The sequence below is a fragment of the Halobacillus hunanensis genome (genome assembly GCF_900166655.1).
GTDB lineage: Bacteria > Bacillota > Bacilli > Bacillales > Halobacillaceae > Halobacillus_A > Halobacillus_A hunanensis.
The window spans coordinates 209,936-236,239 of the sequence record NZ_FVZB01000007.1; the positions used below are offsets into that span (position 1 = coordinate 209,936).

26 protein-coding genes are annotated in these 26,304 nt (G+C 42.8%); 16 read left to right on the forward strand and 10 right to left on the reverse strand.

Annotated features, from left to right (window positions below):
- Nucleotides 1-262 precede the first annotated feature (262 nt).
- Entirely contained in the window at nucleotides 263-3,064 is a 2,802-nt protein-coding gene (locus B5354_RS13620) for a pullulanase (protein WP_245804795.1), read from the forward strand.
- 191 nt (nucleotides 3,065-3,255) lie between these two features.
- Here the strand turns inward: B5354_RS13620 and B5354_RS13625 are convergent, their stop codons facing one another.
- Nucleotides 3,256-3,666, reverse strand: coding sequence for a DUF3021 domain-containing protein (locus tag B5354_RS13625; RefSeq protein WP_079529363.1), 411 nt, complete (start codon nucleotides 3,664-3,666; stop codon nucleotides 3,256-3,258).
- A complete protein-coding gene (locus B5354_RS13630) occupies nucleotides 3,663-4,121 on the reverse strand; it encodes a LytTR family DNA-binding domain-containing protein (RefSeq protein ID WP_079529364.1) in 459 nt (152 codons plus the stop codon). The genes B5354_RS13625 and B5354_RS13630 overlap by 4 nt, the downstream gene beginning before the upstream one ends.
- Before the next feature lie 401 nt (nucleotides 4,122-4,522).
- Between B5354_RS13630 and B5354_RS13635 the strand changes: the two genes are divergently transcribed.
- The 3 genes from B5354_RS13635 (at nucleotide 4,523) to B5354_RS13645 (ending at nucleotide 8,043) form a co-directional block, all read left to right on the forward strand.
- Nucleotides 4,523-5,239 (forward strand): FAD-dependent oxidoreductase, encoded by a 717-nt coding sequence (locus B5354_RS13635; RefSeq protein WP_079529365.1) that lies wholly within the window; start codon nucleotides 4,523-4,525, stop codon nucleotides 5,237-5,239.
- Nucleotides 5,240-5,459: 220 nt separating this feature from the next.
- Nucleotides 5,460-7,277: a dihydroorotate dehydrogenase gene (locus B5354_RS13640; protein ID WP_079529366.1), complete on the forward strand. Its 1,818-nt coding sequence runs from the start codon at nucleotides 5,460-5,462 to the stop codon at nucleotides 7,275-7,277.
- 94 nt (nucleotides 7,278-7,371) lie between these two features.
- A complete protein-coding gene (locus tag B5354_RS13645) occupies nucleotides 7,372-8,043 on the forward strand; it encodes an HAD hydrolase-like protein (RefSeq protein ID WP_079529367.1) in 672 nt (223 codons plus the stop codon).
- A 103-nt stretch (nucleotides 8,044-8,146) separates the two neighbouring features.
- On the opposite strand, the gene B5354_RS13650 is transcribed toward B5354_RS13645, so the two are convergent.
- Nucleotides 8,147-9,673 carry a BCCT family transporter gene (locus B5354_RS13650; protein ID WP_079529368.1) on the reverse strand — a complete coding sequence of 509 codons (1,527 nt, stop codon included), beginning with the start codon at nucleotides 9,671-9,673 and terminating at the stop codon, nucleotides 8,147-8,149.
- A 394-nt stretch (nucleotides 9,674-10,067) separates the two neighbouring features.
- Between B5354_RS13650 and B5354_RS13655 the strand changes: the two genes are divergently transcribed.
- Genes B5354_RS13655 through betB form a run of 6 tightly spaced genes read left to right on the forward strand, consistent with a single transcriptional unit; the run spans nucleotide 10,068 to nucleotide 15,129 of the window.
- Nucleotides 10,068-11,138: an amidohydrolase family protein gene (locus B5354_RS13655; RefSeq protein ID WP_079529369.1), complete on the forward strand. Its 1,071-nt coding sequence runs from the start codon at nucleotides 10,068-10,070 to the stop codon at nucleotides 11,136-11,138.
- A 1-nt stretch (nucleotide 11,139) separates the two neighbouring features.
- The gene (locus B5354_RS13660; protein WP_079529370.1) at nucleotides 11,140-11,499 is read left to right on the forward strand and encodes a Rieske (2Fe-2S) protein; all 360 of its coding nucleotides are present in this window, start codon (nucleotides 11,140-11,142) and stop codon (nucleotides 11,497-11,499) included.
- A gap of 21 nt (nucleotides 11,500-11,520) precedes the next feature.
- Nucleotides 11,521-12,522, forward strand: coding sequence for an NAD(P)/FAD-dependent oxidoreductase (locus B5354_RS13665; RefSeq protein WP_079529371.1), 1,002 nt, complete (start codon nucleotides 11,521-11,523; stop codon nucleotides 12,520-12,522).
- A gap of 3 nt (nucleotides 12,523-12,525) precedes the next feature.
- Entirely contained in the window at nucleotides 12,526-13,110 is a 585-nt protein-coding gene (locus B5354_RS13670) for a chromate transporter (protein WP_079529372.1), read from the forward strand.
- A 5-nt stretch (nucleotides 13,111-13,115) separates the two neighbouring features.
- Nucleotides 13,116-13,646 carry a chromate transporter gene (locus tag B5354_RS13675; protein WP_079529373.1) on the forward strand — a complete coding sequence of 177 codons (531 nt, stop codon included), beginning with the start codon at nucleotides 13,116-13,118 and terminating at the stop codon, nucleotides 13,644-13,646.
- Between the two features lie 16 nt (nucleotides 13,647-13,662).
- A complete protein-coding gene (betB, locus tag B5354_RS13680; RefSeq protein WP_079529374.1) occupies nucleotides 13,663-15,129 on the forward strand; it encodes a betaine-aldehyde dehydrogenase in 1,467 nt (488 codons plus the stop codon).
- Between the two features lie 139 nt (nucleotides 15,130-15,268).
- On the opposite strand, the gene B5354_RS13685 is transcribed toward betB, so the two are convergent.
- From B5354_RS13685 to B5354_RS13710, 6 genes are read right to left on the reverse strand one after another with little or no spacing between them, the layout of a single operon-like run.
- The gene (locus B5354_RS13685) at nucleotides 15,269-15,487 is read right to left on the reverse strand and encodes a spore germination protein (RefSeq protein ID WP_079529375.1); all 219 of its coding nucleotides are present in this window, start codon (nucleotides 15,485-15,487) and stop codon (nucleotides 15,269-15,271) included.
- Nucleotides 15,488-15,537: 50 nt separating this feature from the next.
- Nucleotides 15,538-15,912, reverse strand: a complete 375-nt coding sequence (locus B5354_RS13690) for a spore germination protein GerPE (protein WP_079529376.1) — start codon at nucleotides 15,910-15,912, stop codon at nucleotides 15,538-15,540.
- Nucleotides 15,902-16,111 (reverse strand): spore gernimation protein GerPD, encoded by a 210-nt coding sequence (locus B5354_RS13695; protein WP_079529377.1) that lies wholly within the window; start codon nucleotides 16,109-16,111, stop codon nucleotides 15,902-15,904. The genes B5354_RS13690 and B5354_RS13695 overlap by 11 nt, the downstream gene beginning before the upstream one ends.
- On the reverse strand, nucleotides 16,108-16,647 hold the full coding sequence (gene gerPC / locus B5354_RS13700) for a spore germination protein GerPC (RefSeq protein ID WP_079529378.1): 540 nt from the start codon (nucleotides 16,645-16,647) through the stop codon (nucleotides 16,108-16,110). Before gerPC ends, B5354_RS13695 begins: the two co-directional genes overlap by 4 nt.
- A gap of 48 nt (nucleotides 16,648-16,695) precedes the next feature.
- On the reverse strand, nucleotides 16,696-16,926 hold the full coding sequence (locus tag B5354_RS13705; protein ID WP_079529379.1) for a spore germination protein GerPB: 231 nt from the start codon (nucleotides 16,924-16,926) through the stop codon (nucleotides 16,696-16,698).
- A 12-nt stretch (nucleotides 16,927-16,938) separates the two neighbouring features.
- On the reverse strand, nucleotides 16,939-17,157 hold the full coding sequence (locus tag B5354_RS13710; protein ID WP_079529380.1) for a spore germination protein: 219 nt from the start codon (nucleotides 17,155-17,157) through the stop codon (nucleotides 16,939-16,941).
- 92 nt (nucleotides 17,158-17,249) lie between these two features.
- On the opposite strand from B5354_RS13710, the gene B5354_RS13715 reads away from it, so the two are divergent.
- Genes B5354_RS13715 through B5354_RS13725 form a run of 3 tightly spaced genes read left to right on the forward strand, consistent with a single transcriptional unit; the run spans nucleotide 17,250 to nucleotide 20,153 of the window.
- Nucleotides 17,250-18,440, forward strand: coding sequence for a DUF418 domain-containing protein (locus tag B5354_RS13715; RefSeq protein ID WP_079529381.1), 1,191 nt, complete (start codon nucleotides 17,250-17,252; stop codon nucleotides 18,438-18,440).
- 13 nt (nucleotides 18,441-18,453) lie between these two features.
- Nucleotides 18,454-19,644, forward strand: a complete 1,191-nt coding sequence (locus B5354_RS13720) for a DUF2157 domain-containing protein (RefSeq protein ID WP_079529382.1) — start codon at nucleotides 18,454-18,456, stop codon at nucleotides 19,642-19,644.
- Entirely contained in the window at nucleotides 19,641-20,153 is a 513-nt protein-coding gene (locus B5354_RS13725) for a GDYXXLXY domain-containing protein (protein ID WP_079529383.1), read from the forward strand. The genes B5354_RS13720 and B5354_RS13725 overlap by 4 nt, the downstream gene beginning before the upstream one ends.
- A 71-nt stretch (nucleotides 20,154-20,224) precedes the next feature.
- Here B5354_RS13725 and B5354_RS13730 read toward each other — a convergent pair whose 3' ends face one another.
- Nucleotides 20,225-21,418 (reverse strand): ornithine--oxo-acid transaminase, encoded by a 1,194-nt coding sequence (locus B5354_RS13730; RefSeq protein ID WP_079529384.1) that lies wholly within the window; start codon nucleotides 21,416-21,418, stop codon nucleotides 20,225-20,227.
- A gap of 161 nt (nucleotides 21,419-21,579) precedes the next feature.
- On the opposite strand from B5354_RS13730, the gene B5354_RS13735 reads away from it, so the two are divergent.
- From B5354_RS13735 to B5354_RS13745, 3 genes are all read left to right on the forward strand, one after another.
- Nucleotides 21,580-21,939, forward strand: coding sequence for a YisL family protein (locus tag B5354_RS13735; protein ID WP_079529385.1), 360 nt, complete (start codon nucleotides 21,580-21,582; stop codon nucleotides 21,937-21,939).
- A 252-nt stretch (nucleotides 21,940-22,191) separates the two neighbouring features.
- Nucleotides 22,192-24,036, forward strand: a complete 1,845-nt coding sequence (gene asnB, locus B5354_RS13740; protein WP_079529386.1) for an asparagine synthase (glutamine-hydrolyzing) — start codon at nucleotides 22,192-22,194, stop codon at nucleotides 24,034-24,036.
- 753 nt (nucleotides 24,037-24,789) lie between these two features.
- Complete coding sequence (locus tag B5354_RS13745) at nucleotides 24,790-26,304, forward strand: alpha-amylase family glycosyl hydrolase (RefSeq protein ID WP_079529387.1); 1,515 nt, start codon at nucleotides 24,790-24,792, stop codon at nucleotides 26,302-26,304.

Here is a 26,304-nt window from a genome sequence, read left to right on the forward strand (position 1 = left end):
TTTGCTTCAATTGAAATGGTTAAAAAATCATTAATTGAGCTATTGCAGATTAACGCAAGGTGAATCGATGATATAATAAATGTCAGACTAGTCAAAAAATTAATTTGAAAAGGCTTTCGGAAAATGGTAACGTAATTAGTGATATAAGTTAGGTAAAGAAAGGAGGAATATAAGAGAGTTGGTGTTTTTTTGTCTTTTGTGCAAACGATTGCCCTAATTGTTAATTTAAGAAGTCGTCATAAATGGATAGGGAGAGTGTTTAATGAGAAAAGTCCTGAAAAAAAGTGTACTTATCATGCTGGCATTTGTTATGGTGTATGCATCATCAGGCAGCATTGCTGCTAGTGAATCCAGGAAAGAAACAACATCTAAATCATTTACTGAATCACAGGTCCCAGAGGGTCATATAAGGGTTCATTACCAAAGGGCGGATAATGAGTATAGTGGCTGGGGGTTACACCTTTGGAACCAGGATGAGAGTAATCCGGCCATTGATTTTGTCGTAGACTGGGCTGATCCTGTTATTTTTGATCAGAAATCAGAATGGGGAGTATACAAAGATATCAAAGTAAGCAATATTAAAAACGGCTTGAACTTTATTGTTCATAAGGGTGATACAAAAGATATTGTGAAGGATCGTTCTTTTCCGACATCAGGGGAAAGAGAATTTTGGCTTGTTCAAGGTCAAGAAAAAGTCTATTTGGAAGAACCTGAAACAAGTAGCGAACTGACATATGCTGAAATTACTAGCAAAAATCAAATGACAGGTTACTTAAATGGAAGTGGTGAAGAGCTATCACGTGATGATCTACAAATCGTTGATCAACATGGCACAGAGATCGGAATAAAGAGCGTCAAGGTAAATCATTCACAATTCACGCTGACTACTACTGAAAACCTTGATCTGTTGAAAAGTTATACCGTTTCTCTTAATGGAACAGAAAAACATGCGAGGATCTCTTGGGAATTAATGGACAAAGAATTTGCCTACAAGGGCGACGATCTTGGTGCCACCTTGCATGGTAATGGCGAGGCAACATTAAAGTTCTGGTCTCCCCCTGCTGCCAATGTTTCAGTCATTCTCTATGATAAAGACGACCAATATAAAGTGATGAAAGAAAGCATACCCATGTCTCAGAGTGAAAACGGTGTATGGCAAGTCCGACTTGATCAAACCAATACTGGAATTAGTGACTTAAGCGGTTATTACTATCAATACAAAATAGATGTGTACGGCCAAACGAACGTCGGTCTTGATCCTTATGCAAAATCCATGGCAGCATGGAACAATGAGGACGGAGACAGCGTTGGCAAAGCTGCGATTGTTGACCCCTCATCGATAGGACCAGCATTAGATTACGCGGATATAGATGGGTTCGAAAAGCGGGAAGATGCTATTATTTGGGAAGCTCACGTCAGAGACTTTACTTCTGATCCAAGCCTCGAATCAGAGCTGCAGTCACAATTTGGAACCTTTAACGCGTTTGCTGAGAAACTCGATTATATTAAAGAATTAGGGGTAACACATATTCAACTGCTTCCTGTGATGAAGTACTATTTTGGAAATGAACTTACCAGTGATGAAAGGGAATTGGAGTATTCTTCACAAGGTAATAATTATAACTGGGGATATGATCCACACAGCTATTTTTCACCAACGGGGATGTATTCCGAACAACCGAAAGATCCCAAAGCACGGATAGCAGAACTAAAGAATCTCATTAAAGAAATTCATAAAAGAGATATGGGAGTAATATTGGATGTGGTGTACAATCACACGGCAAAAGTAAGTATATTGGAAGACCTTGTTCCTAACTATTATCATTTTATGGATGAAGAGGGAAACCCTAAAGTGGGCTATGGTGGAGGAAAAGTTGGGACTACACATGCCATGTCAAGAAAACTAATGGTTGATTCTATTAAATATTTGGTCGATGAATTTAAAGTGGACGGATTCAGGTTCGATTTGATGGGAGATTTAGATGCTGAAAGTGTACAAAAAGCCTATAACGAAGCTAAGAAATTAAACCCGAATATTCTAATGATCGGAGAAGGCTGGAGGACGTTTGTTGGGGATGGTGGTCCTGAAGATGAAGTCATGCCAGCTGACCAGGATTGGATGGGGCATACGAATGGTGCAAGTGTATTCTCCGATGAAATTAGAAATGAATTAAAATCAGGGTTTGGTATTGCAGGGGAGCCAAGATTTATAACAGGTGGAGCTCGTGATATTCAAACCATATTTAACAACATTAAGGCCCAGCCAGGAAACGTGAAGGAAGATGATCCAGGTGATGTTGTTCAGTATATAGCAGCACATGATAATCTGACCCTTCATGATGTCATCGCCTATTCGATTAATAAAGACCCGGCCGAACATGAGGAAGAGATCCAAAAAAGAATCAGATTAGGCAATTCCATGATTTTAACCAGCCAGGGAATTTCATTTCTCCATGCAGGCCAAGAATATGGGAGAACGAAACAGTGGAAGGGTGAAGACAAGCCCAAAGAGGGAGCAACCTATATGGTAGATCAAAATGGAGAACCTTTTGAACACCCATATTTTATTGATAATTCCTATGATTCTTCTGATCGAATCAATATGTTGGATTGGAGCAAAATGAGAGGGGAAGGAATTCACAGGGAGACTTTGGAATACACGAAAGGCCTGATCGAATTACGTCGCTCAACGAATGCTTTTCGTTTAGGAACGGAGGACAAAGTTAACTCCAATGTGTCGCTTATCGATGTGCCGGAAATGGAAGAACAAGATCTGATCATCGCTTATAAAGCTGAATCTACCGATGATACAGGGAGTTACTTTGTATTCGTTAATGCCGATAATCAAGAACGTAAACTTACATTAAATAACTATAACTTAGCAGCGGGTAAAGTTATAGTAGATAGTGATGAAGCAGGAAAGGGAAAAGTAAGTGATCGTTCAGGCTTTAAGTTGAATGCCAATGAGATTACATTAGACCCATTAACAACGGTCGTAGTGAAATGTGATTCTCCTGGTAATGGACATGATCCTTGCGAAAAGCCAAATAGAGGAAAACAATAAGCTAGTAAAGGCTCCGCTTTTTCAGTGGAGCCTTCTTCTATTTATAAGTGAAATGTGCATCTGAACCGGATATTTCAGAATCCTAGCTGGTTATTTTAGAAAGGGCCTGCGTTATTTAAGAATACCGATGCACTATTTAAGAATCTCCGTTAAAAAAGTTCTTTAGAAGAGCTGTGACCGAAACGTCACTGTCAAATATGCTTTAGGTCATCATTAAGTTTTCTGCATTCATGTCTAAAATAAAGAAAGAACCCAAACCATGCGATACCATAAGTGATAACAGAAATGATGAGAAAAAGAATGATATGCTTGGTTTCGGCTGGAATCCAGCCTATTGCCAAGGCTAAAATCAGGTAGAGAATGGTAACGGTGGTGAAATGAAGGGCTGTTTGTTGATAAAGACGTAATGATCTGATTTCAAAATACAGCGGTGTAACGGTGAATAGCCAGCCGCAAAATATGGAACCTAGTGAGTTTTTCAGGAAAAGCTCTCCGTCAATGAGGCTTTGCTCACCAAAGTAGATCAAAGCGATCGTTGTAAGAGTTGCAATAAATCCGCCAAAGAAAATGCCCATGATGCTTCTGAATAAAAATCTCCTCATTTATTGTCCCTCCTGTTCATTTTTAATAATTTCTTAATCTTTGCGACATAGTGCCTTGAGGCGTATTCCTTCACGCCTGATTTAAAATACACACAGAGAGTTCCGTTAAACGATGATTCGAAATGACTTACTTCGTAAAGATTGGCGATGACGGATTTGGAAAGTCTCACGAACTGTATGGAGGGGAGGAATTGCTCGAGCTCATATAATCTTTCTTTTACTTTGAAACTTCCATCAGCAGTGGCTGCTAAAACGGTATCTTCTTCCGAGTAGAAATAGTGAACGTCAGTTGGTTTTAAAATGTGCTGTCTTTCTCCATCTCTGCCTACAATAAATTCGGTATTCTTCGCATTGAGAAAGTCAAGAATTTCATTAATGGACGCATCGACTCCCTTACAGTGAATGGTAACTTTTGTTTCTTCATGCTCAGGGTCTATATCTAGCGAAATCTTCATGGCACAAATCCCTCCTTAGACTGAGGCTTTCTTAAGGATAGTATAGAGGCGGCGCTTCTAAATGTCACCATAATGGAAATGATACGCCGAATGGCTGAAGTAAGATGCGAATTCACCTGTCCAACTTGCAAGGAGAGGCTTTGGGGTTTTATATGAACTCTAAATAAATGAATTTCTGACCAGTACTCATAGTCACAAGCACTCGTGTTCATGCAGGCACATTGTTATGGAAAAAGTAAGATGACACTTTAAGCTGTCTTGTTTTACATACATAGCTTGAATAAAGTTGCGAAACCTATAAACAATGAACGTTAACTAAATGGGAGAAATGTTTCTAAACGGAGCTAAAAAATGCAGGCATTTCAGATCTTTTGTCTGCATGAAAAAGGAGCAGGAAGCTAATGCCGACCTATTACGTGAAATTATTAAAAAAACAAAAAATAGCAAACGATACGATGGCCTTTCACTGGGAAAAACCAGAAGGATTCGAATTTATAGCCGGTCAATATTGTAAGGTTACCTTAGTTGATCCACATAAGACTGATGATCAAGGCAATGAACGGGCTTTTTCACTCGTGCATGCTCCGTATGAAAAGGACGTAGAGACAGCCACTCGTATGTCTGACTCTGCCTTCAAACAAGTGCTGAAAAATATGCCGGAGGGTACAGAAGTCAAATTTGGCGAGCCCCATGGGGACTTTACTTTGCACCAAGATGAAGCCAAGCCAGCGGTATTTATTATAGGCGGCATCGGTATCACACCCGTTCGGAGCATGATTGCTCAGGCTACACATGACCAATTACCGCATAAGATGATCTTGCTGTATTCGAACAATACCCCTGCGGATGCGCCATTTATGGATGATTTAAGAGGGTATGCTGATGAAAATCCTCATTTTACATTTGTGCCTGTCATGACTGAAGCCAAATCTGGTGAATGGAATGGGGAAAGCGGATTGATTGATGCTGAGATGCTTAAGCGACATGTTTCAGATGTGAACGTGCCGATTTATTACTTATCTGGTCCGCCAGATATGGTACAGGACATGCGCCAAATGCTCGTGGATTCTGGAGTTCATGAAGACTATATTAAAACAGAGGAGTTTTCAGGCTATTAAACGCTGATATTTGTTTATCACCTAAGCAGGAATCGAACTTACGCATGTAATGTTATTTTCAAAATCCTCCTTTCTTGAGTGTGGACTCAGTGAGGAGGATTTTTAGATGTCGGGATTAACTCCTTTTGTTTCAATCCTAGTAAAAAAGAATGAGATTCGATAAGATGAGAATCAGACAGACTTTTTACCAAGAAATACAATAGTTGAACAGGAGCGTTTTATGCCAGACTGGAGTTATCATCCATTATTTAAACCCTGGTTAACGAAACTGTCACCAGGGAAATCTAGAGAATTCATTTATAAATCTATGGGCTGCATTGCCTCCATCCCGGGGGGACGATCTTTTATTGAAATGCTCGGTCATTTGCACCCTCCGAACGAGTTAAGGTCCATTGTCGATGGAGTACATTACGCAAGTTCAATTGGTGTGAGTGCAAGACTTGACCCAAATGGGACTGGCGCAAAAAGTTTTTCATCATTAGGAGTTAGTGTTATTGAGGTTGGTCCCGTCTCCCTTGCAAATAGCAACGGGAAAGAGCCGATCATGAAGCCAGATAGAGAGGAAATATGGTTCCCTTTGCAAGAGCCCATGAAGACAGTTGAGGAGAGCAGGGACCAGATCAAACGGTTTGGGGGACCTGCCATTGTGACGATGGATGAACAGATGACGGGCTGCGAAGTACTTACAATTATAAAGGTACTTGGTGATATCGTTGACTCATTCTCGATCAGCTTAAAGCAAGCTTATGAGTTAAACAACACTGCTATACATAAGAATCTATACATACATCAGAACGCAGATGAGTTAGAGGTTGATCAACTTTCGACTTTGATGAGATCAAATCATATCGCTGGGGTAATTGTAGAACCTTCTAAGATACGGACAGACTCATATTTTACCGAAAGTAAAGATGCTCCACATTCCCTTCTCAAGGCGGTTCGTACAATTCGATCAAAAGTGTCCCAAACTTGCACGATGATTACGAAGGGAGGAGTAAGTGAACCTATCGAAGCGCTTGAGCTCCACCAAGCGGGTGTATCGCTTCTGTTACTGGAGGAAGGGTATGTTTTTTCAGGGCCAGGTTTGCCGAAGCGAATTAATGAACTAAAGTTATCTGATGGAGTTGCAGAGAGGAATGATTCAGGAGCTCGATGGGGGCTGCTGTTTGGATTAGCGATTTTGTTCGCTGGTATCGTTGCCTTAGTGTTTAGCATGACTTTGGTTATTTTGCCGTATGATGAAGCCTTTATTGGGATGAGACGGGAACAGATAGCGGCGTTTAATCCTAGAATACTAGCTTTTATGGCACATGATCGAATGGCCCTGGCTGGAACGATGATCAGCGGAGGAATTCTATACATACAATTGTCCCGAAACGCCATGGTTTATCTGCTGCGATGGGCAAGTCGAGCTTTTCATGTTGCAGCTATAGCAGGTTTCCTAGGAATCTTCGCTTTTATTGGTTATGGTTATTTTGATTGGCTGCATGGTGTGTTCTGGGTCCTTCTGCTTCCGATTTACCTAAGATGTTTCCTGCTTACAAAATATTCTCGTTCCCACCCTAGTTCGATAAATCAATCGAACCACTCGGCTTGGCAGAAAGCGAATTGGGGCCAGCTGCTATTTATCCTCCTTGGTGCTCTTATTGCAATAGGCGGGATAGTGATTATGATCATTGGGATGACCAATGTTTTCGTACCGACGGATATCACCTTTATCTGTGCTACCCCTGACATACTGCAATCACTCAATGAGCGTTTGATCCCTGTGATTGCCCATGACCGTGCGGGTTTTGGCGGAGCATTAGTCAGTGTAGGAGTTTTAGTGCTTCTCATCGCGTTATGGGGGTTCCGTGAAGGAGAGAGCTGGGTATGGAATACGCTGGCGATCGGTGCACCGCCTGCCTTTATCGCGGGGATCGCGACTCATTTTGTTATTGGATATACTTCTTTTTATCATTTACTTCCTGCTTACTTCCTGATCGTTATTTATGTGCTAGGGTTAGTCTTCTCTTATCCTTTTTTAAAAGGAAAATAAAAAAGCGATGAGGTTTTATGAGGTTAAGTTTCGCCCTGAGTAAACTTTGTTTAAGATAAAAATGTAATGAAATTTTTATTAGGGAGAGGAAGCAATGTCACACTCTTTAATCTTTGATATGGACGGAACTCTATTTCAAACGGACAGAATTTTAGAATTGTCGCTGAAGGATACCTTTGACCAGCTAAGGTCACTCGGCGAATGGGATAAGCAAACACCTATTGATGACTATCGTGAAATTATGGGGGTGCCTTTGCCCGAAGTATGGCGAATATTATTACCTGATCAATCAAACAAAACCCGTGAACAGGCCAATGATTTCTTTCATGACAAGTTGATTGAAAATATTAATAAAGGAAATGGTGCCCTTTATCCGCATGTTGAAGAGTTATTTAGTTATTTAAAAGATCATGATTACAAAATATACATAGCTAGTAATGGATTAAAGGCCTATTTAAATGCCATAGCCGATTATTATTGTCTGGATAATTGGGTGACTGAAATATTTAGCATCGAACAAATCCAATCGCTGAACAAGTCCGATTTAATCGCCTCAATCATCAAAAAATATAAGATTAAAAAAGGAGCCGTCGTTGGAGATCGATTATCTGATATCAAGGCAGCTCGGGATAATGTTTTAGTTTCGGTAGGCTGTAAGTTTGATTTTGCAAAAGAAGAAGAACTGTCGCAGGCTGATGTCGTTGTAGAAGATCTGAGTGAGATAAAAGTAGCTCTAAATAGGATAGAAGAACTAGTTGATGCCTGACCGGCGACGCACTTTAAAGTAAAGAGCACTGTAAGACAGAGGTGTCAGAATTGATATACAAAAAGGTTGTTCTGAAACGAATCAGAACAACCTTTTTTTACATTCAAGACGGTTTCTTCTCTTTTACAAGATTTTTTTCTTTTCGCTTTACCGGTGCTACTTCTGCCTTTGCGGCCCGGAAGAAGGAGTACCCCATTAACAGGACGACGATCGAGAATGGCAAGGCTGCAATGATGAGCACATTTTGCAAGCCTTGGGTGCCGCCAAAGTACACAATGATGGCGGCCATAGCTGATAATGCTAGTCCCCATAAAATCTTCACGGGTCCTGCTGGGTTCAAGGAACCTTGTGTAGACAGCATTCCTAACACAAATGTTGCCGAATCAGCGGATGTAATAAAGAATATAGCAATGACAAAAATGGTCACAAACGACATCAGTGTTCCGAGAGGATAATGCTGCAGGGTAGCAAATGTTGCTGTCTCCATCGGAAACTGAGAAATGGCCTCGATTCCTTGCTGTTGAAGATTCAACGCCGAAACGCCAAATACGGCGAAAAAGATAAAACAGACGATGGCTGGAACAAACAGCACACCGAGCATAAATTCTTTAATCGTACGCCCTCTGGAAATACGGGCAATGAAAATTCCGACAAACGGCGACCAGGAAATCCACCAGGCCCAGTAGAAGATGGTCCAGCTGTTAATCCATGAGCGACTTTCCTCGTTCAGTGGAGCAATGCGAAAGCTCATCTCAAAGAAATTCGCAAGGTAGCCCCCAATTGAACTTGTAAACATATTGAGGATATATAACGTAGGTCCAACGATCAAGAGGAGGAGCATCAGCAGAAATCCGAGAACCATATTAATGTTACTAAGGTGCTTGATCCCTTTGCTGACGCCTGACCAGGCTGAATAGATAAATAGAATCGTAGAAACGACAAGAATGATCAATTGGACGGTGTAATTACTCGGTACATTGAATAGAAAGGCAAGTCCTTCGTTAATTTGGGCCGTTCCGAACCCTAAAGTTGCTGCCACTCCAACAACTGTTGCGACAACGGCTAACGTGTCGATGACGACTCCGGTTTTCCCTGACATTTTTGCTTCACCAAATACCGGAATGAGGGTGGCACTAACCAATCCAGGGTAACCTTTGTGGAATTTAAAATAGGCGAGTACTAAAGCTACTAGAGCATATACGGCCCAGGCATGAATCCCCCAGTGGAAAAAGGAAAACTGCAGAGCTTCTTTGATAGCTTGCTCACTTCCTTCTTTTGATACGGGACTGCTTTTGAAAGCGTGTGAAATTGGTTCTGCGGTCGTCCAGAAAACGAGCCCCATTCCCATGCCTGCACTGAATAACATCGCAAACCATGTTGGCAGGCTGAACTCAGGTTTGTCCTCTTCTTTACCTAGCTTGATGTGACTGAATCGTGAAAAAATTAAATACACACAGAATGCTAGCATCAAGGTCACAATTAATAAGTAATACCACCCAAACGTAGTGGAAATGAATTCTGTTACCTTAGCTGTAGTCATTTGTAAATGTTCTGGTCCCACTACTCCCCATAGGACAAATAGTCCACAAACGGCAAGACCAAACCAAAAAACGGCTGTTACATTTTTCATTTAATCACCTCTATATTGAGTTATGTTTCTATAAAACTGTGATAAAAGGAAGGAGGTCGTCTACAACATTTTCAAATGTTACATAGATTTTATATGAATTGCAAACCCACTTCCGAAAAATAAGTAATGGTTGGTGCTTTCTCCCAAGATTCCTTAACCCTTGTCGTTTCAGTATTTTTCGACATTTTCCTTAGTCGGAAAATTCGGGTGAAAATAAATCAAAAAAATTTTTTGTACAAAACATAAAGTTATTACTGAACGTTACTGAGCTTCACTGAACGTCACTGAAGGATCTAAATGCTACTCAGTGCCTCTCAGCGGGTTTGGCGATATGAATGTCTCCCTGATACGATTTGAACTATTCGCGAAAAGCAACAACAAGGAGGACTTACCTATGCCAAAGAATACAATTCCGCTAGTAGACACGGATATTCACGAACGAGTTCAATATCGAGACCTTTTGGATCGATTGGATGAACCGTTTCGCCATTACATTGAAAATTGTCACTGGATTCAAGAGAAACATATGCCCTATACCCAACCGTCAGTAGCGGGGGTGGATCGGGCTGATGCGATCCTGCCTGACGGTCGGCCTGCTGGATCAGATCTCGCTTTTATGCAAGGGCAGCTGCTTGATGACATCGGTCATGAGTTCGGAATATTGACAAGTGCTCTTGATCCTTCACCTTCTTCGATGCATGGCTGGCACGAGATGGCTGCAGCTCTTGCGACGGCGTACAATGACTGGCAAATCGAAAATTGGCTCGAAAAGGACGAACGCTTATACGGCTCCGTGCATATTGCGGCACAGGATCGTGATGAAGCGGTGAAAGAAATCGAACGAGTTGGTTCTCATCCGAAAATGGTGCAAGTATTGCTGCCGATTGACGACATTATGTGGGGTGAACCGTACTATCATCCGATTTTTGAAGCGGCTGAAAAACACAACTTAATGATTGGCATGCATCACAATGAACCACCTGTTTATTATGGAAAGTGGCCAAGATATTTTATCGAATGGCATACCTTAATCCCGACAGCACATATGAAACAAATTACGAGCATGATGTTCAACGGAGTATTTGAGAAATTTCCTAACCTAGGCTTAATGATGATCGAGGGGGGGTTCACCTTTATTCCGCATTTAATGTGGAAAATGGATCAGCAATTCCGTGATTTGCGTCATGAAGTTCCGTGGCTGAAAAGAAAGCCGAGTCAGATTATGAAGGAACAGGTCCGCTTCACGACACAGCCTGCTGAAGAACTGACGAAGAAGGAATTTATGTCGCTGCTTGAGCAAATGGGGACAGATGAGATGTTATGTTTTTCTACAGATTATCCTCACTGGGATTACGATTCACCTCATCGTGCTTTACCGAATATGGATTCCGAACTAAAGCGAAAGATTTTCTCAGAAAATGCCAAGAATTTTTATCCGAAATTACCAAATTCAGAGGAGGGGTAACATGAGAGAACAAGTGGTATGTAAAACATCTGATATTAAGCCAGGAGAAATGAAGAAATCTACTTTTGGAAAACAGAATGTACTCATTTGCCGGACTCCCGACGGGGAATTCTATGCTTTTATGAATCAATGTATCCACCAGGGGGCGCCGCTTGACCGTGGAATGCTCTGTGGGGCCACAACCGAAGAAAGTAAGCCTGGTGACTACGAGTATTGCCATAAAGGTGAAATTATTCGCTGTCCGTGGCATGGCAGAGAGTTTGATATTAAAAATGAAGGAAGAATGCTTGCGAATCCTGATAAGAAGATTCCGAGTTTCAAAGTACGCGTAGAAGATGAAGACGTTATCGTTTATAAATAATGAAACAAGAAGGTGTTGACCATGTACAGTTCTGAAAACGTTAGTGATGTAATCATTATAGGGGGAGGTCCGACGGGGTTATTTGCGGCTTTCTATGCCGGCATGAGGGAAATGTCAGTGAAGGTCATGGATAGCCTGCCCCAGCTTGGCGGGCAGCTGATGGCTTTGTATCCTGAGAAGTACATTTATGATGTAGCAGGAGCCCCTAAAGTGTTAGCGAAAGATTTAGTTCACCAACTCGAGGAGCAAGCGATGCAATTTGATCCGGATATTTGCCTTGAGGAAAATGTTCAGGACGTTGAAAAGCTTGAGGAATGTCTTTTTAAAGTGACCACGACGAAACAGGTGCATTATGCGAAGACCGTGTTGATTACGAGTGGTGCGGGGGCCTTTCAGCCACGTCGACTTAAACACGAAGCGGCTCAGCAATATGAAGGGAAGAACCTTTTCTATTCGGTGACAGACCTGGAGGCTCATAAAGGCAGTCGAGTCTGTATTTCAGGTGGCGGCGATTCGGCTGTAGACTGGGCACTGATGCTGAAGGATGTGGCCAAAGAAGTGACGCTGGTTCATCGGCGTGATCAGTTCAGGGCTCACGAATCGAGCGTTAATCAATTAAGAGAAACGAGTGTTCAAATTAAGACGCCCCGAGGAATCGATCAACTGGTTGGTACGGATGATTATATTGAATCTGTTGTCTTAAAAGAACCAAAAGGGGAGGCGACGGAAAGCCTTGAAATTGATTCTTTAATCGTTAACCATGGTTTTCTTTCCAGTCTTGGAGCGATCAAGGAATGGGGACTGGAACTTAAGAAGAACTCCATCGTTGTCAATCAGAAAATGGAAACCAATATTCCGGGAATTTACGCTGCCGGTGACATTACAACTTACGACGGAAAAGTAAAATTAATCGCAACTGGTTTTGGAGAAGCTCCTACCGCGATAAGTCAGATTAAGCATTACATTGATCCTGATGCAAGAGTGCAGCCGCCCCACAGTACTCGTGTTTTAGGCGGAGAATAACTTTTGTCACTACAAACTGTGAAAAACAACACAGTCGGCCACGATTTGGTCGTGCTGTTCAGGATCTTTATAACCTTTATGAAAATAAGCCCCCTTACCTTTGGCGGTGGAATTGCCATGATTCCCCACATTGAAAAAGACATCGTCCGAAAGCGGGGATGGTTTGCCAAAGAGGATGTCCCAAGCATTGTAGCGGTTGCGCAATCAGCTCCAGGGTCCATTGCTATAAATGCCTCCATTTATATAGGGCACAAAGTCCATGGGATTCCAGGAGCGATAGCTGCCATGGTTGGCATGCTGCTGCCAGCGAACCTGATTATCATTGTGTTGACTTATCTGTATTTAACTTATCAGGATCTTGCCATCGTGCAAGACGCCTTTAAAGGGATACGTCCCGCTATTATTGGACTGATTCTGTACGCCGCTTGTAAAATAGGCAGGTTATCGATTCGTGACCCATTCACGCTGCTGTTGTTCGCAGCCGCGGCTGGTTTACTTTTCGGTCTGGCTATTTCCCCAGTCTTTCTAATTATCGGCGGAGGGATAGCCGGCTGGCTTTATTCGATGTGCCGCAATAAAAGGAGCTGAAGCGAATGGTTTTGTTCAATCTCTTCGTCGAGTTTTTTAAAATAGGCTTGTTCGGTTTTGGCGGAGGGTATGCCATGATTCCACTGATGGCTCAAGCGGTTCGTGAACATCACTGGATCCCTCAGCAGCAGTTCACAGATATTATTGCGATAGCGGGTTCCGCGCCAGGTCCGATTGCGACGAATACAGCATTATTCATCGGTTATCAAACCTCCGGGGTACCTGGGGCTCTCATGGCAGCCGCAGGAAATTTATTACCGTCGCTGTTAATGGTGCTGCTGTTAATCAAAGTGATAACTAACCATGCTCGTCCGAATGTGTTAAACCGCAGTTTATATGGAATTCATCCTGTCATTACAGCGCTGATTTTATATGCGGGCGTTCGAATGGGAATCGAGAATGAGTTATTTTCGCAAGCGGCTGAATACTCTCAATATGGAATTATGGTTTTGTCGATCATCCTTTTTTACAAAAAGGTATCTCCTCTTTGGGTGATTGGACTTGCCGGAATCGCAGGTATTCTGATTTATAGTTGATAAGGAGGACTTTGCTATGACAAAAATGTATATTAACGGCCAATGGGTTGCTGCTGCAAGTGGCTGTACACGAACAATCATCAATCCGTTCAATCAAGAAAGTATTGCAGAAGTGGCAGAAGGGAATGAAACGGATACTCAACTGGCGATTGACGCTGCCAGAGAAGCCTTCGATAAGGGTGGCTGGCGTCATATGCCGGGTTCAGAACGTGGAAAACTCGTCTTGAAAATTGCTGAACTTATTGAGCGTGATCAGCAGGAATTAGCTGAATTGGAAACGCTGGATACAGGGAAAACGATGACGGAAAGCCTGGCCGACATGGCGGATATCGCGGAAGTGTTCCGCTATTACGGAGGGCTCGCTGATAAAGATGGCGGTGAAGTGATCGAATCCCCTATTCCTGAATCCAGAAGTAAAGTAGTCCGCGAGCCTGTTGGGGTTTGTGGGCAGATTACACCATGGAATTATCCATTGCTGCAAGGCTCGTGGAAGCTTGCCCCTGCGTTAGCAGCGGGGAATACGCTGATCATCAAGCCTAGTGAAATTACACCATTAACAACGATTAAAGTAACAGAACTAATTGAGGAAGCCGGCATTCCGGAAGGTGTCGTGAATTTAGTGCTGGGCTCTGGTGCCGAAACGGGACAAATCCTCGCTGAGAGTCATTCCGTTGATCTCATATCATTTACGGGCGGCATCGAGACAGGACGTAAAGTCATGACGGCTGCCGCAGAAAATTTTAAAAAAATTGCTCTTGAACTAGGTGGTAAAAACCCTAATATTGTATTTGCGGATGCCGATTTTGAAACAGCTGTGGATCAGGCGATGAATGCGATCTTTTTCCATGCTGGTCAAGTTTGTTCTGCTGGGGCCCGCCTGCTCGTTCAAGAGGAGCTTTACGATGACTTTGTAGAAGCGTTAGTGGAACGGACGAGGCATATCAAACTCGGCAGCGGTTTCGACGACACTACCCAATCCGGTCCGCTTATTTCGAAAGAACACCGTGAAAAAGTAGAGCGATATATTGAGGTGGGCGTAGATGAAGGAGCTGACTTAGTAGTAGGTGGAAAACGGCCTCAAGCGGAAGAATTACAATCTGGATTTTTCCTTGAACCGACGATTTTTACGAACTGTCAACCATCGATGAGGATTGTACAGGAAGAAACATTTGGTCCATTATTGACGGTGGAACGATTCAATACTGAAGAAGAGGCTGTACAAACAGCGAATGATTCTAAGTACGGTCTTGCCGGGGCCGTGTGGACGACGGATATAAGGAAAGCAGAGCGAGTTGCAAGCGAACTTCGAATGGGAACGGTGTGGATTAATGACTTCCATCCTTATTTCGCCCAGGCCCCGTGGGGAGGGTATAAATCCTCTGGAATCGGCCGTGAGCTCGGTAAGCAAGGGCTGGAGGAATATACCGAAGTTAAACATGTATTTGAAAATACAAATCCTGCGCCGCTGAACTGGTTTAAGTAACAAAAAAGTATCATTAAAATGTGCCAGACTTTCAGCTTCGCTTGAAGGTCTGGCACATTATTTATGCTTGGCGAAATGGTTTTATTATAACGAAAGAGCGGACTTCAAAAAGTCCGCTCCATTGAGCATTTGTAAAAAATTATCTATTGGCGGTCACATTTTGATCATTCACGTCAGGGTCAAATGGATTCGTGGAACTGAGCCCGTTATTCGTACATATAAAATCCCCCGTATTTAACGCTCCTGAACCGGCATTCGTTTTACTCGTGCTTTTCGGTGCAAGATAAAAAGCATCCCCGAAGTTCACTACACCTCCACCTACACTATTGATACGAATCGGGCCGACTATGGCTGGCATAAAAAGCCCTCCTTTTTTTAAAGCCTAATGATACAAAGTATGCGCGCTCTTTACTGTTCGTCACTTAGGATTCGAATATGTTTAACGCGAGCATGGGCATCGATGTTGTCAATGCCTCCTATTTGAATAGCTGAAGCCGTAGACGCTCCAAGCATGAACATGGAGTCAACACAAATTTCGGGATCCACGTGGTGGAAGGAGGTTGAAATCGTAAGAGGAGGAAGCATTGGCGATGGCTCCCGCTGGAAAATAGGGTAAGTAGAAAAGGACACATTATCTTCAATCGTATGAGGACCTTCTCTTTGTACTGCAATAGCTCGTGAGCGTGGATTCATTTGTTTTAGGTCGCCTATTAGCAGTCCTGAACCGATGGTAACTGAATTAACATGGGCTGATTGGGCAATAGCGATGCGCTTATTCTTCAACTGGAGCGGCCTCCTCGAGGGTACCTTCCTCTTCTATAGGAACAAATGGACCGATCACTAACGATTCTGGTGGGGTATCAAAAAAGGATTGAAGACGGATGGTCTCACTGTCGCCAATTAAAAAAACAGAGGAGGAGGCTACACCTGTGACATCAATTTTCCCGACATGCAACCCGTAATTGTACACGGTGTAATTCATTCGAAATTCTCTCCTTCCTTCGAAGTGAAGTATTGAGCAACGGAATGGCGGACTTCCTGGTGTAATTTCTGAACAATCGCTGATGGGTCAAGGTCCGGGTGCTGGTCTTGGTGAATCGTAAAGCGTTCAGGCAGCTGATTATTGATATCCGTAATCATGTGCTCCCGGTGTTTGTCACTAAGGTGAAATCCATGTTCACTGACATAGCTGTCAATATACTGAGGCACCCCGTCCTTCATCAATTCATGAAGGTATGGATGAGTTTCTGGTGTTTGGGCGTCCGGGGTGTATAGGTCTTCAAGAATGTTTCCATCTGTTCCATTTGGAGTCAGTCCAATTTGCAGGGTTCCTTCAAGTGTTTCTATTTTTAATTGGTCAAAATGATATTCGATTTTTTCAATGACGGTCTTAGGGTGCTGTTGGGTTTGTAAGTGCTCGACCTGTTGAGTAAGGCGGTCAATGGTTTGCTGCTGATCCTGCATTTGCTTCATGATTTGGCTGATCCAATGATTCCATGATTGGTAGTAGTTGTTCAATGGCATTCACCCCCGTACTATCCTATGCGAAAACAGCGTGATATGTGCCTAGGTTATGGAAAGTGGAACAAGAGTACCAGCAGCCTCCATTTCGGGTACGGTAACCTGCCCTGAAACAGGTTGAGCTGTTTCGCCAGGTCCTGTGTATCCCCCAGTATTATAGAGGTCTGCTTTAGCTTGAATAACTCCAGAACTTCCAATTTGAACAATCGATGAGTTGGCTACCGATCCAATCCGCAGGAAACGAATCGAGATCGTTTGGTGGACCGTTAAATTCATTTGGTCTCCCTCCTAGGAGTTAACGATTGATTGATCAATTTCTTCCCGATCATTGATGTAGGTGGCTGATCGATCTATATTTACGCGGATTCCAGTACCTGTATTAAAGGAACCGCCTCCTGCAAATGTTTTTACAGAAGCAGCGGGTGCCATGCTGTAGACATCTCCAATATTAAAGATACTGGAACCGGACACACTTAGTACTTTTACCATTCCAACTTGTGCGGGCATAATGAAAAACCCTTTCTATATAAATATGAAACTCAAATTGTGAAAATGTCGTAATACAAGTAAAATAAAAGTAATCAGGGGGATAGATAACTATGAATCAACATCCAACACCACTTCAAGAAGCAGACCGGCTCGACTGGATAGATGCAGCCAGAGGGTTCGCAATATTCGGGATTTTTATGGTGAATGTTCCAGCGTTCAATGCTCCGTACTTTTTATATGGCGGAGAGGAGTATTTTTGGTCATCGCCGCTAAGTCATGCTGTTCAAACCATCATCGATATATTTTTTCAGGCCAGTTTCTACACATTATTTTCATTACTATTCGGTTTTGGTTTGCAAATGATGAAGGACCGTTTAGATCAGAAAGAAATTCCCTATCGCCCAGTGCTCTTAAGAAGGCTGATCCTATTAATTGGGTTTGGGCTTATTCATAGCTTTCTCATATGGCATGGTGATATTTTATTATCTTATGGCGTATTTGGTTTAGTGTTATTTGCTTTTTTTCCTGTCTCTTCACGTACACTTTTACTATGGGCATATGCTATGCTTGCGTTTCTCGTTATTCCGCTCACGCTTTCTTTGTATGCTATGCGGGATCACCTGGGAGGTTTTTATAATCAGGAAGCGATCAATGCTGCCAAACGGAATTATGGGGAAGGAAGTTTACTGGATATATGGCAGCAAAATGCCGTGGACTGGTCGTATGTTAACAATGTAGGCTCCATCCCGTTTCTGGCTTTCAGTCTCATCCCAATGTTTTTGTTTGGCATGTATTTGGCTAGAAAAAGATGGCTTCATACACCCGGGCAATTTGTATCTCCTATGAAACGGTTATGGGCAGTGACAGGTATTATTTTTATTCTGTTTAAAGCCGTTCCTTATTTGTTTGGAAATCCTGAATGGTTCCAGCTTCTTCAAGATAATGTAGGGGGAACCGCGTCCGCTTTCTTTTATGTGTTATCTGTTACGCTGCTGTTCAGAACGAATGCAGGGAGAAGGTTGTTAAAGCCGCTAAGATGGGTTGGCCGAATGTCTTTATCCAATTATATCTTTCAGTCGGTGATCAGTTTTTTCCTTTTTTACTCTGTCGGTTTGGGGTGGTATGGACAGGTATCGCCCGTGATGAGTGTTTTGATCGTATTAGTCGTATTCACCTTACAAATTATGCTAAGCAAAGCCTGGCTTACAACGTATCGTTTTGGCCCGCTGGAATGGCTTTGGCGCACGTTGACATATAGGAAGAAACAGCCGTTGAAGCGAAAAGGGAAGCAGTCTGCATAAGGGAGGAAGGGCAATGAGACGGATACAGTTAGAAAAGGAGTCAAAGCATTGGGTTCATGATGGCATTATAACAGAACATCAAAGAGATCAAATTCTGAACCGTCATGCTTCACCAAAGCACCCATTGTTGTTTACGTTTGCAGCGATTTTCATTGGTCTTGGTTTTCTAACATTTATTGCATCAAACTGGTCGGGCATCCCGGATATGGGGAAACTTTCTATCATCATCGGGTTTTTACTGCTTTTTTCTATCGGGGGCGAGGTTATTTACCGAACCTATTCAAAACCAATGGGACGCAGTCTATTGCTGCTCGGAATTCTCGTGTTCGGGGCAGGCCAGTTTTTAATCGGGCAAATGTACCATTATCATTCCTTTAGTGCCTTACCTTTTTTCATCTGGTCTGCCGCAGCTTTCCTCGTGTTTCTCCTATTTTCAGAGCAAAGTTTTTTCATAGCCGTCCTCGTGATCTTGACGGTTGGGCAAGTGTATAGCGGATTTGTATATCAGGATTATCACATTGGAATGGGCTGTTTGTTTCTAATTGGATTAGGGTGGTTTGTCTATAAACGGCAGGACCCGACAAGCAGCCTGTTATTTGCGGCGAGCTATTTAATTCAGAGTCTGATTCTGGTTTTCTCTTTACAATTTTCTTATTACTGGCTGATCTTGCTGTTCTTTGCATTGTATATTGTCAGCCATCTCGTGCGTGGTCAGTCCCACTTGAAATCCTTCGGCGGCCTCGCTGTTTGCTCTATTTTTATCTTGAATGTATTTCAAGTGTTTCTCTTAGGGCAGGAAAGCGAGCAAGTCGAGTATTCAGAGGTCTTTTTCCTGATCTGGACCGTGTTCTTTGTTTACGCAGTACTTCAATCGGCTCTTGAGTCGACGAAGTTTTATTGGATTGACTTAGTCTTGTTTATCCCCGTTTTTCGAATAGGAGCTGGAGATTTCCTTTCTTTATTCATTCTATTTATCTATTCACTTGGCTGGCTGCTGGCTGGATATAAGAGGGAAAGGTCAGGATGGGTAAATAAAGGGACATTTGCTTTTCTCTTCACAACGTTCGTAGCCTATTTTCAACTAGCCTGGGACTTTATGGATCGTTCACTGTTTTTCTTTATCGGCGGAGTCCTTTTGTTTCTGCTAAGCTATTTCCTGGAACGTAAGCGAAGAGCTATAGGGAAGGAGAGGATAGCGTCATGAAGCGAGTTTACTTCTACATTGTTGTCGGACTACAAGTTTTGTTTCTTGCTGGAATGGCCTATTCTTATTACGCAATGGATGTTTATGGGGAAACCATACGATTGAAAACAGCTCCAGTTGATCCCAGAGACCCTTTCTACGGAGATTATGTCACGTTAAATTATGAAGTAGAACAAATTCCTGAGGAAAAGTGGGTAGGCGAATCTCCGGAACGAGATGAGGTCGTACATTTACTGTTGAGTCCAAATAAATCGGGGATCTATGAACTTACAAAAGCCTCTTCCCATTCGCTTGCGGCATCTGATGACCAAGTGGTGATTAAAGCACAGCTTGAACGGCATAATGAGCAACTAAATTTTTATAACGTCAGTATTGGTTTAAACCGGTATTATGTTGATGAGAAAACAGGCAGACAGATTGAACAGGCAGGAGGGAACCAGGAGGTAGAAATTGTTGTAGCGCCGTGGGGACAAAAGAAAATCACGGGGATTGAATCAATTGACCGTTAACATAAAAAAAGTTTCTTTACTACAGAATGCATCAGGATGAACCTGATGCATTCTGTAATAACTTATTTTTCTTATTTCAGAACCTCTTTGATCTGGTCGATCGCCCACTGTAAGTCATCTTTATCAATGACTAGTGGCGGAGCAAAGCGAATTACATTTTCGTGTGTTTCTTTACATAGAAGCCCTTTTTCTTTTAATTTTTCACAATAAGAACGTGCCGGTTCTGTTAATTCAACCCCGATGAACAATCCTTTTCCGCGCACTTCCTTAATGGCAGGGTTATCGATTTTCTTAAGCTCGTCCATCATATAACGACCAAGCTCAAGAGAACGATCTACTAAATTCTCTTCTTCAATCACATCAAGTGACGCGACTGACACTGCACAAGCCAGCGGGTTTCCGCCAAAAGTAGATCCGTGGGAACCAGGGTTAAAGACGCCGAGTACATCTTTGTTTGCGACCACGCAAGAAATTGGGAAAACACCTCCGCCTAGAGCTTTTCCTAGGATCATCATGTCGGGTGTTACATCTTCCCAGTCACAAGCGAACATTTTGCCGCTTCGTCCTAGACCAGCCTGAATTTCGTCAGCAATGTAAAGGACGTTTTCTTTCTCACATACCTCATATGCTTCTTTTAGAAAGCCTTCGGGAGGCATGACAATTCCTGCTTCGCCCTGGATAGGTTCGAAAAGGAATCCGGCTGTATTTTCATTAATGGCTTCTTTTAGTGCCTCAATGTCACCGTATGGAATCACTTTGATCCCAGGCAGCATCGGCCCGAAGCCACGTTTGTATTCTTCCTCTGAAGATAAAGAAACCGCTGTCATTGTTCGGCCATGGAAGTTTCCTGTGCAGGCAATAATTTCAGCTTTATCTTCGGCAACGCCTTTAACGTCATAAGCCCATCGCCGTGTAGCTTTAATCGCTGTTTCCACTGCTTCTGCACCAGTGTTCATAGGCAAAGCCATTTCTTTATTAGTCAATTTACAAATTTTTTCATACCAAGGTCCAAGCTGATCATTGTGGAAGGCGCGTGAAGTCAAAGTGACACGGCCAGCTTGGTCATGGAGCGCCTGGATAATTTTAGGGTGGCGGTGGCCCTGATTCACTGCGGAATAAGCGCTCAGCATATCCATAAAGCGATTTCCTTCAGGATCTTCTACCCAAACCCCTTCTGCTTTCGCGACTACGATCGGCAGGGGATGATAGTTTTTAGCTCCGTACTCTTGTGTTTGGTCGATGATTTGCTGACTAGATACAGTCATCGTATCCCTCCATTTCAATTAGGCATCAAAATTCATTATAACAGGTTTAATGTAAATTTTCTCACTTATGGAAAAAGTGTTTGAAATGTTTTGTATTAGGAAAAGAAATGTATAAAGTGGTATGATGATTTTGAAAGTGATGTAAAAAGGAGGGAAAGCAAATGGCACATTTACATATTACCTCTTGGGTAATTGCCTTTGTTTTAGTAGGACTTGTGACGACATTTACGAGAAGTGGAAATGAAAAAGCGGCTAAAATCTCCCATATGATTTTACGACTGGACTATTTATTGGTTCTTTACTCAGGGGGGTCACTTTTTGCAGCCTACGCCAACTATAATGCACTCGTTATTGTTAAGCTGTTAGTAGGTTTGTGGGTGATCACAGCAATGGAAATGGTTTGCATTAAGTACAAGAAGAAAAAGCCTGCAAGTGGATGGTGGACACAGCTTGTTATTGCTGCGGTTATCGCCCTGATCCTAGGTTTCGGCTTCTTAGAATTAGGGCTTTTGCCTGCCTGATATAAAAAATTCCTGCATGCCTGTTAGCATGCAGGAATTTTTTTGAAAAAGGGGTTTTATAATTGGTTTGGAACAACTACCCGGAATTTGGGGGACGGGTTATTATTATTCTCAACAATAATGATAATCATTCTCAATAAAAATGTCAAGCTTTTTTCATCACAACCAGCCATTTCATCATATATTGCTATATGGTGCTTTTTTCTGCGTTTTATTGGTTTGCGTCTTTCTGAGGAAAAGGATGGTGGTTAGATGTGTGGAATAGTAGGTTGGATTGATTTTCACGAAAAAGAAGGAAATAAGAGAGAATCGATCGACAAGATGGCGAAAACACTTGCTCATCGTGGACCTGATGAGCATCAAAACTGGATTGAAGGCCCCGCTGCATTTGGGCACAGGCGACTCGTTGTCGTAGATCCCGCCGGAGGAACACAGCCCATGGTTCGTAAGGCGAATGAGGAAGAATATGTGTTGTGTTATAACGGTGAATTGTATAATACAGACGAAGTAAGAGAGCGGTTAAAGGTTAAAGGATGGACGTTCCAATCCCATTCAGATACCGAGGTTGTACTCGTGAGCTATATGGAGTGGGGCAGTCAGTGTGTCGAGCAATTGAATGGAATCTTTGCGTTTAGCATATGGGAGTCGAAAAAGTCGAAACTGTTTATAGCCAGAGATCGTCTTGGAGTAAAGCCGCTGTTTTTCAGTGAGCACAAGGGTGGATTTCTGTTTGCTTCAGAAATAAAGGCGATTTTGGCCCACCCTGCTAAAGAGGCTAGTATTTCAGCAGAAGGGGTGCATGAGATTCTGGCTTTAGGCCCATCTCGTACACCAGGCCATGGCATTTTTGACGGTATTCATGAACTTCGTCCGGGCCATTGTGCGGTTTTTGAGCAAGGAAAATTGACCATAAATCGCTATTGGAATGTGAAAAGTGAAGAGCATACTGATTCGTGGCAGGAGACAGTGGAGCGTGTCCGGGAATTGTTCACCGATGCAGTAGAACGTCAACTTGTCAGTGATGTGAAACTTGGCACCTTCCTGTCCGGCGGGGTGGATTCGAGCGCCATTACCGCGATTGCTGCTGATCATTATCAACAAAATAACAAAGGCACATTGCAGACGTATTCGATTGATTACGAGGAGCAGGAGAAGTTTTTCGAGAAGAACGCCTTTCAGCCAGATCGCGACAGTGAATATATCAAGCTGATCAGTGATCAAAACAAAACCCATCATATGACGATGGAGGCAAGTGTGGAAGATCTCATTACAAAGCTTTCTAAAGCTGTGGAGCTTCGTGATCTGCCGGGGATGGCGGACGTGGACTCGTCGTTGCTTTGGTTTTGTGAGGAAATTAAGAATCATGTCACCGTGGCTCTCTCAGGGGAGTGTGCAGATGAGATCTTCGGCGGATATCCCTGGTTTTATCGGAAAGAGGATCGCGACCGCAAAGGGTTTCCTTGGATTCGATCACTACATGAACGAAACCAGCTCGTTCGTGATGATTTAAAAAAAGACATCAATATAGAGCAATACATGATGAGACGTTATCAGGAAAGTATTGATGAAACACCGCTTCTTGATGGGGAAAGTGCGATCGATGCTAAACAGCGACAATTGTTTTATTTAAATATGAACTGGTTTATGCAAACATTATTGGAACGAAAGGACCGGATGAGTATGGGGGCTAGCTTGGAAGTACGCGTTCCATTTAGCGACCATCGTCTTGTGGAATATGCCTACAATATCCCGTGGAAGATGAAACATTACGGCGATCTGGAGAAAGGATTGCTGCGAGAAGCTTTGCGGGGAATTTTGCCGGATAAAGTATTGTTTAGAAAGAAAAATCCTTATCCAAAAACGTTTCATCCTCAATATACAGCTGGGGTGAAGGAGTGGATGAAGGAGATTATTGCTGATACACAATCTCCGTTGTTTGATCTTTTTGACCGCAATCAAATCATCAATCTGAATAATTCAGGGGGGACGTCGCTCAATACACCATGGTTTGGCCAGCTGATGGCAGGCCCACAATTAATTGCTTATTTATGTCAAATCAACCATTGGCTGAAGGCTTACCATATTCAGATAAAGTAGTAGAATCCACTTCACAATTGCCCTTATAAAACACGCAAAAGACTGAAAATATGCGGCCCCTTTCCGGAACGGTTCAAAATGGCTTCTTATAGCAGGTTTTGGTTTCAGTAGGTTGATCACTGTCTATCAGTGTTACTACACAATCGCCCATTTTTATTGAAGACCGGTTTCGTTAGTTGAGGATGGCGGATGGGGTCTGGAAAACCACTCGCTTTCCGCGGGAGTCCGGCAAGCCTCCTCGAGCTCCGCTCTGCGGGGTCTCACCTAGGACTTTTTTTTCCGCAGGAGTCTCGCAGTTTTCCAACCCCCATTACTTTAATAAGAAGAAAAAAACTATCATGCCTAAAGCGTTACGGAATCTGCTGGATATAGCTTTGTCCTATTTATTTGAGTATTTTCCAGCCAATATGAATCGGTTGTCTATTGTATGATGTAAATTTTATGGTAAAGGGGTGGAGGGAAAAGGTGAGACTCCTGTGGGATACGCGGGATAGATGAGACCCCGCAAGGCGAAGCCTGAGGAGGCTCATCGCACGCCCACGGAAAGCGAACCGTTTCCCGGAGCCCCTTATACAAACTAAAGTCTTGGTTTAAATCCCTTGGGAGGATAAGGACTTAAATTGAAATGGATTAAATAGTGAAAAATCTGCCCAAATACGTGCAGATTTTTTTTGAGAAATTTGACGGGTGAGAGGCAAAAGGATACGCTTAAAGGCGGATAGCATTTCACTAAAAATAGATGGGGGAACGGCGATGAGAAAACTAACAACGATTCTCATGATCATCCCGTTTCTTCTTTTTGGCGCGCTTACCACAGACGCCGCTGAAAAAGAAGAGCGAACTTGGCAAGGAGAAAGCGTCTATCATATTATGGTAGATCGATTTATGAACGGCAGTAACAGCAATGACCACAATGTTGATCCAAAAGACCCGAAAGCTTATCATGGCGGGGATTTACAAGGGGTTATCGAGAAACTTGATTATATTAAGAAAATGGGGTTTACGACCATTTCTCTGTCGCCGATTATGGCGAATGAGTCAGGCGGATTTCATGGTCACTGGGTGGAAGATTTTACTTCGGTAGAGGACCATTTTGGCACATTAGCGGATGCCAAGCGGCTGGTAGAAGAAGTACATAAGCGCGATATGAAAATTTTATTTGAATTTATCGTTACTAATACGGGTCGGCAGCACCCTTGGTTGGAAGATCCAGAAAAGAAAGATTGGTTTCACGATGGGGTATCAGAAGGTCAAGAAGGCTGGAAGTCAGAGCTGCCTGATTTGAACACAGCGAATCCGGAAGTGAAGAAGTTTTTATTTGAAACTGCTGCATTTTGGATCAATGAGACAGGTGTAGACGGTTTCCGATTAGACAGTGCAGGTGAGGTTTCTAAAGAATTCTGGAGTGATTTTTCTCAGCATGTAAAGTCGATTGACGAGGACTTCTTTTTATTGGGAGAAGTACAAAAACATGATTTTCAAAGTATTGCTGAATATCAATCAACGGGGATTGATGCGTTCGTGAATCTTTCGTTTTTCCAAACTGCTTCGGAAACCTTCAAACAGGCCGGACAACCATTAGATGAATTGTACTCCGTTTGGGAACGAAACAAACAGCAGGTCGGCGATCCGAAACTGATGATGAACTTTCTTGATCATACAGGAAGTGAAAGGTTTACGAGAAAGGCTGTTGAAGCGGGTCACAATCCGATCACACGCTGGAAATTAGGGTTAACTTATTTGTTTACCTCTCCTGGAATTCCTTCCGTGTTGTATGGTTCAGAAATTCCCCTTGATGGTGCTGAGCCGCCAGCCAATTTAGGGATGATGAATTTTAAAGTTCAGAATGAGGAGCTCAACCATTATCTTGAAAAATTGAATTCGATTCGAAATGAGTTTCCAGCGATCACAAATGGAGACTTTAAAGAGCTCCATAATCAGGATGGATTAGCTGTTTTCAAGAGGACTTATGAGGGTGAAACAATGGTCATCGCGATTAATAATTCAACAGAAACGAGAGTCGCCAATCTCACCAATCTGCCTGAAGATATGCAAATGCGAGGGCTGATGCTTGATGGCCTCGTTCGTCCATCCGATCAAGGAGTGTACAAGCTTGGGATGGAAAGGGAAACGGCGGATGTTTTTGTGCTTGAACCGGACCAGGGACTTAACTGGGCATTTATCAGTTTTGCAGGAGGAATCTTCCTGTTGTTTGTTGTAGGGGTCATTGTCGTTAGTGTGAAAAACAAGCGGAGCGATGAGTCATAG

What these genes read in the sequence shown, in the direction of transcription:
- B5354_RS13620 (WP_245804795.1), top strand. Translation starts at nt 263, where the DNA reads ATGAGAAAAGTCCTGAAAAAAAGTGTACTTATCATGCTGGCATTTGTT.
- B5354_RS13625 (WP_079529363.1), bottom strand. Translation starts at nt 3,666, where the DNA reads ATGAGGAGATTTTTATTCAGAAGCATCATGGGCATTTTCTTTGGCGGA.
- B5354_RS13630 (WP_079529364.1), bottom strand. Translation starts at nt 4,121, where the DNA reads ATGAAGATTTCGCTAGATATAGACCCTGAGCATGAAGAAACAAAAGTT.
- B5354_RS13635 (WP_079529365.1), top strand. Translation starts at nt 4,523, where the DNA reads ATGCCGACCTATTACGTGAAATTATTAAAAAAACAAAAAATAGCAAAC.
- B5354_RS13640 (WP_079529366.1), top strand. Translation starts at nt 5,460, where the DNA reads ATGCCAGACTGGAGTTATCATCCATTATTTAAACCCTGGTTAACGAAA.
- B5354_RS13645 (WP_079529367.1), top strand. Translation starts at nt 7,372, where the DNA reads ATGTCACACTCTTTAATCTTTGATATGGACGGAACTCTATTTCAAACG.
- B5354_RS13650 (WP_079529368.1), bottom strand. Translation starts at nt 9,673, where the DNA reads ATGAAAAATGTAACAGCCGTTTTTTGGTTTGGTCTTGCCGTTTGTGGA.
- B5354_RS13655 (WP_079529369.1), top strand. Translation starts at nt 10,068, where the DNA reads ATGCCAAAGAATACAATTCCGCTAGTAGACACGGATATTCACGAACGA.
- B5354_RS13660 (WP_079529370.1), top strand. Translation starts at nt 11,140, where the DNA reads ATGAGAGAACAAGTGGTATGTAAAACATCTGATATTAAGCCAGGAGAA.
- B5354_RS13665 (WP_079529371.1), top strand. Translation starts at nt 11,521, where the DNA reads ATGTACAGTTCTGAAAACGTTAGTGATGTAATCATTATAGGGGGAGGT.
- B5354_RS13675 (WP_079529373.1), top strand. Translation starts at nt 13,116, where the DNA reads ATGGTTTTGTTCAATCTCTTCGTCGAGTTTTTTAAAATAGGCTTGTTC.
- betB (WP_079529374.1), top strand. Translation starts at nt 13,663, where the DNA reads ATGACAAAAATGTATATTAACGGCCAATGGGTTGCTGCTGCAAGTGGC.
- B5354_RS13685 (WP_079529375.1), bottom strand. Translation starts at nt 15,487, where the DNA reads ATGCCAGCCATAGTCGGCCCGATTCGTATCAATAGTGTAGGTGGAGGT.
- B5354_RS13695 (WP_079529377.1), bottom strand. Translation starts at nt 16,111, where the DNA reads ATGAATTACACCGTGTACAATTACGGGTTGCATGTCGGGAAAATTGAT.
- B5354_RS13705 (WP_079529379.1), bottom strand. Translation starts at nt 16,926, where the DNA reads ATGAATTTAACGGTCCACCAAACGATCTCGATTCGTTTCCTGCGGATT.
- B5354_RS13710 (WP_079529380.1), bottom strand. Translation starts at nt 17,157, where the DNA reads ATGCCCGCACAAGTTGGAATGGTAAAAGTACTAAGTGTGTCCGGTTCC.
- B5354_RS13715 (WP_079529381.1), top strand. Translation starts at nt 17,250, where the DNA reads ATGAATCAACATCCAACACCACTTCAAGAAGCAGACCGGCTCGACTGG.
- B5354_RS13720 (WP_079529382.1), top strand. Translation starts at nt 18,454, where the DNA reads ATGAGACGGATACAGTTAGAAAAGGAGTCAAAGCATTGGGTTCATGAT.
- B5354_RS13725 (WP_079529383.1), top strand. Translation starts at nt 19,641, where the DNA reads ATGAAGCGAGTTTACTTCTACATTGTTGTCGGACTACAAGTTTTGTTT.
- B5354_RS13730 (WP_079529384.1), bottom strand. Translation starts at nt 21,418, where the DNA reads ATGACTGTATCTAGTCAGCAAATCATCGACCAAACACAAGAGTACGGA.
- B5354_RS13735 (WP_079529385.1), top strand. Translation starts at nt 21,580, where the DNA reads ATGGCACATTTACATATTACCTCTTGGGTAATTGCCTTTGTTTTAGTA.
- asnB (WP_079529386.1), top strand. Translation starts at nt 22,192, where the DNA reads ATGTGTGGAATAGTAGGTTGGATTGATTTTCACGAAAAAGAAGGAAAT.
- B5354_RS13745 (WP_079529387.1), top strand. Translation starts at nt 24,790, where the DNA reads ATGAGAAAACTAACAACGATTCTCATGATCATCCCGTTTCTTCTTTTT.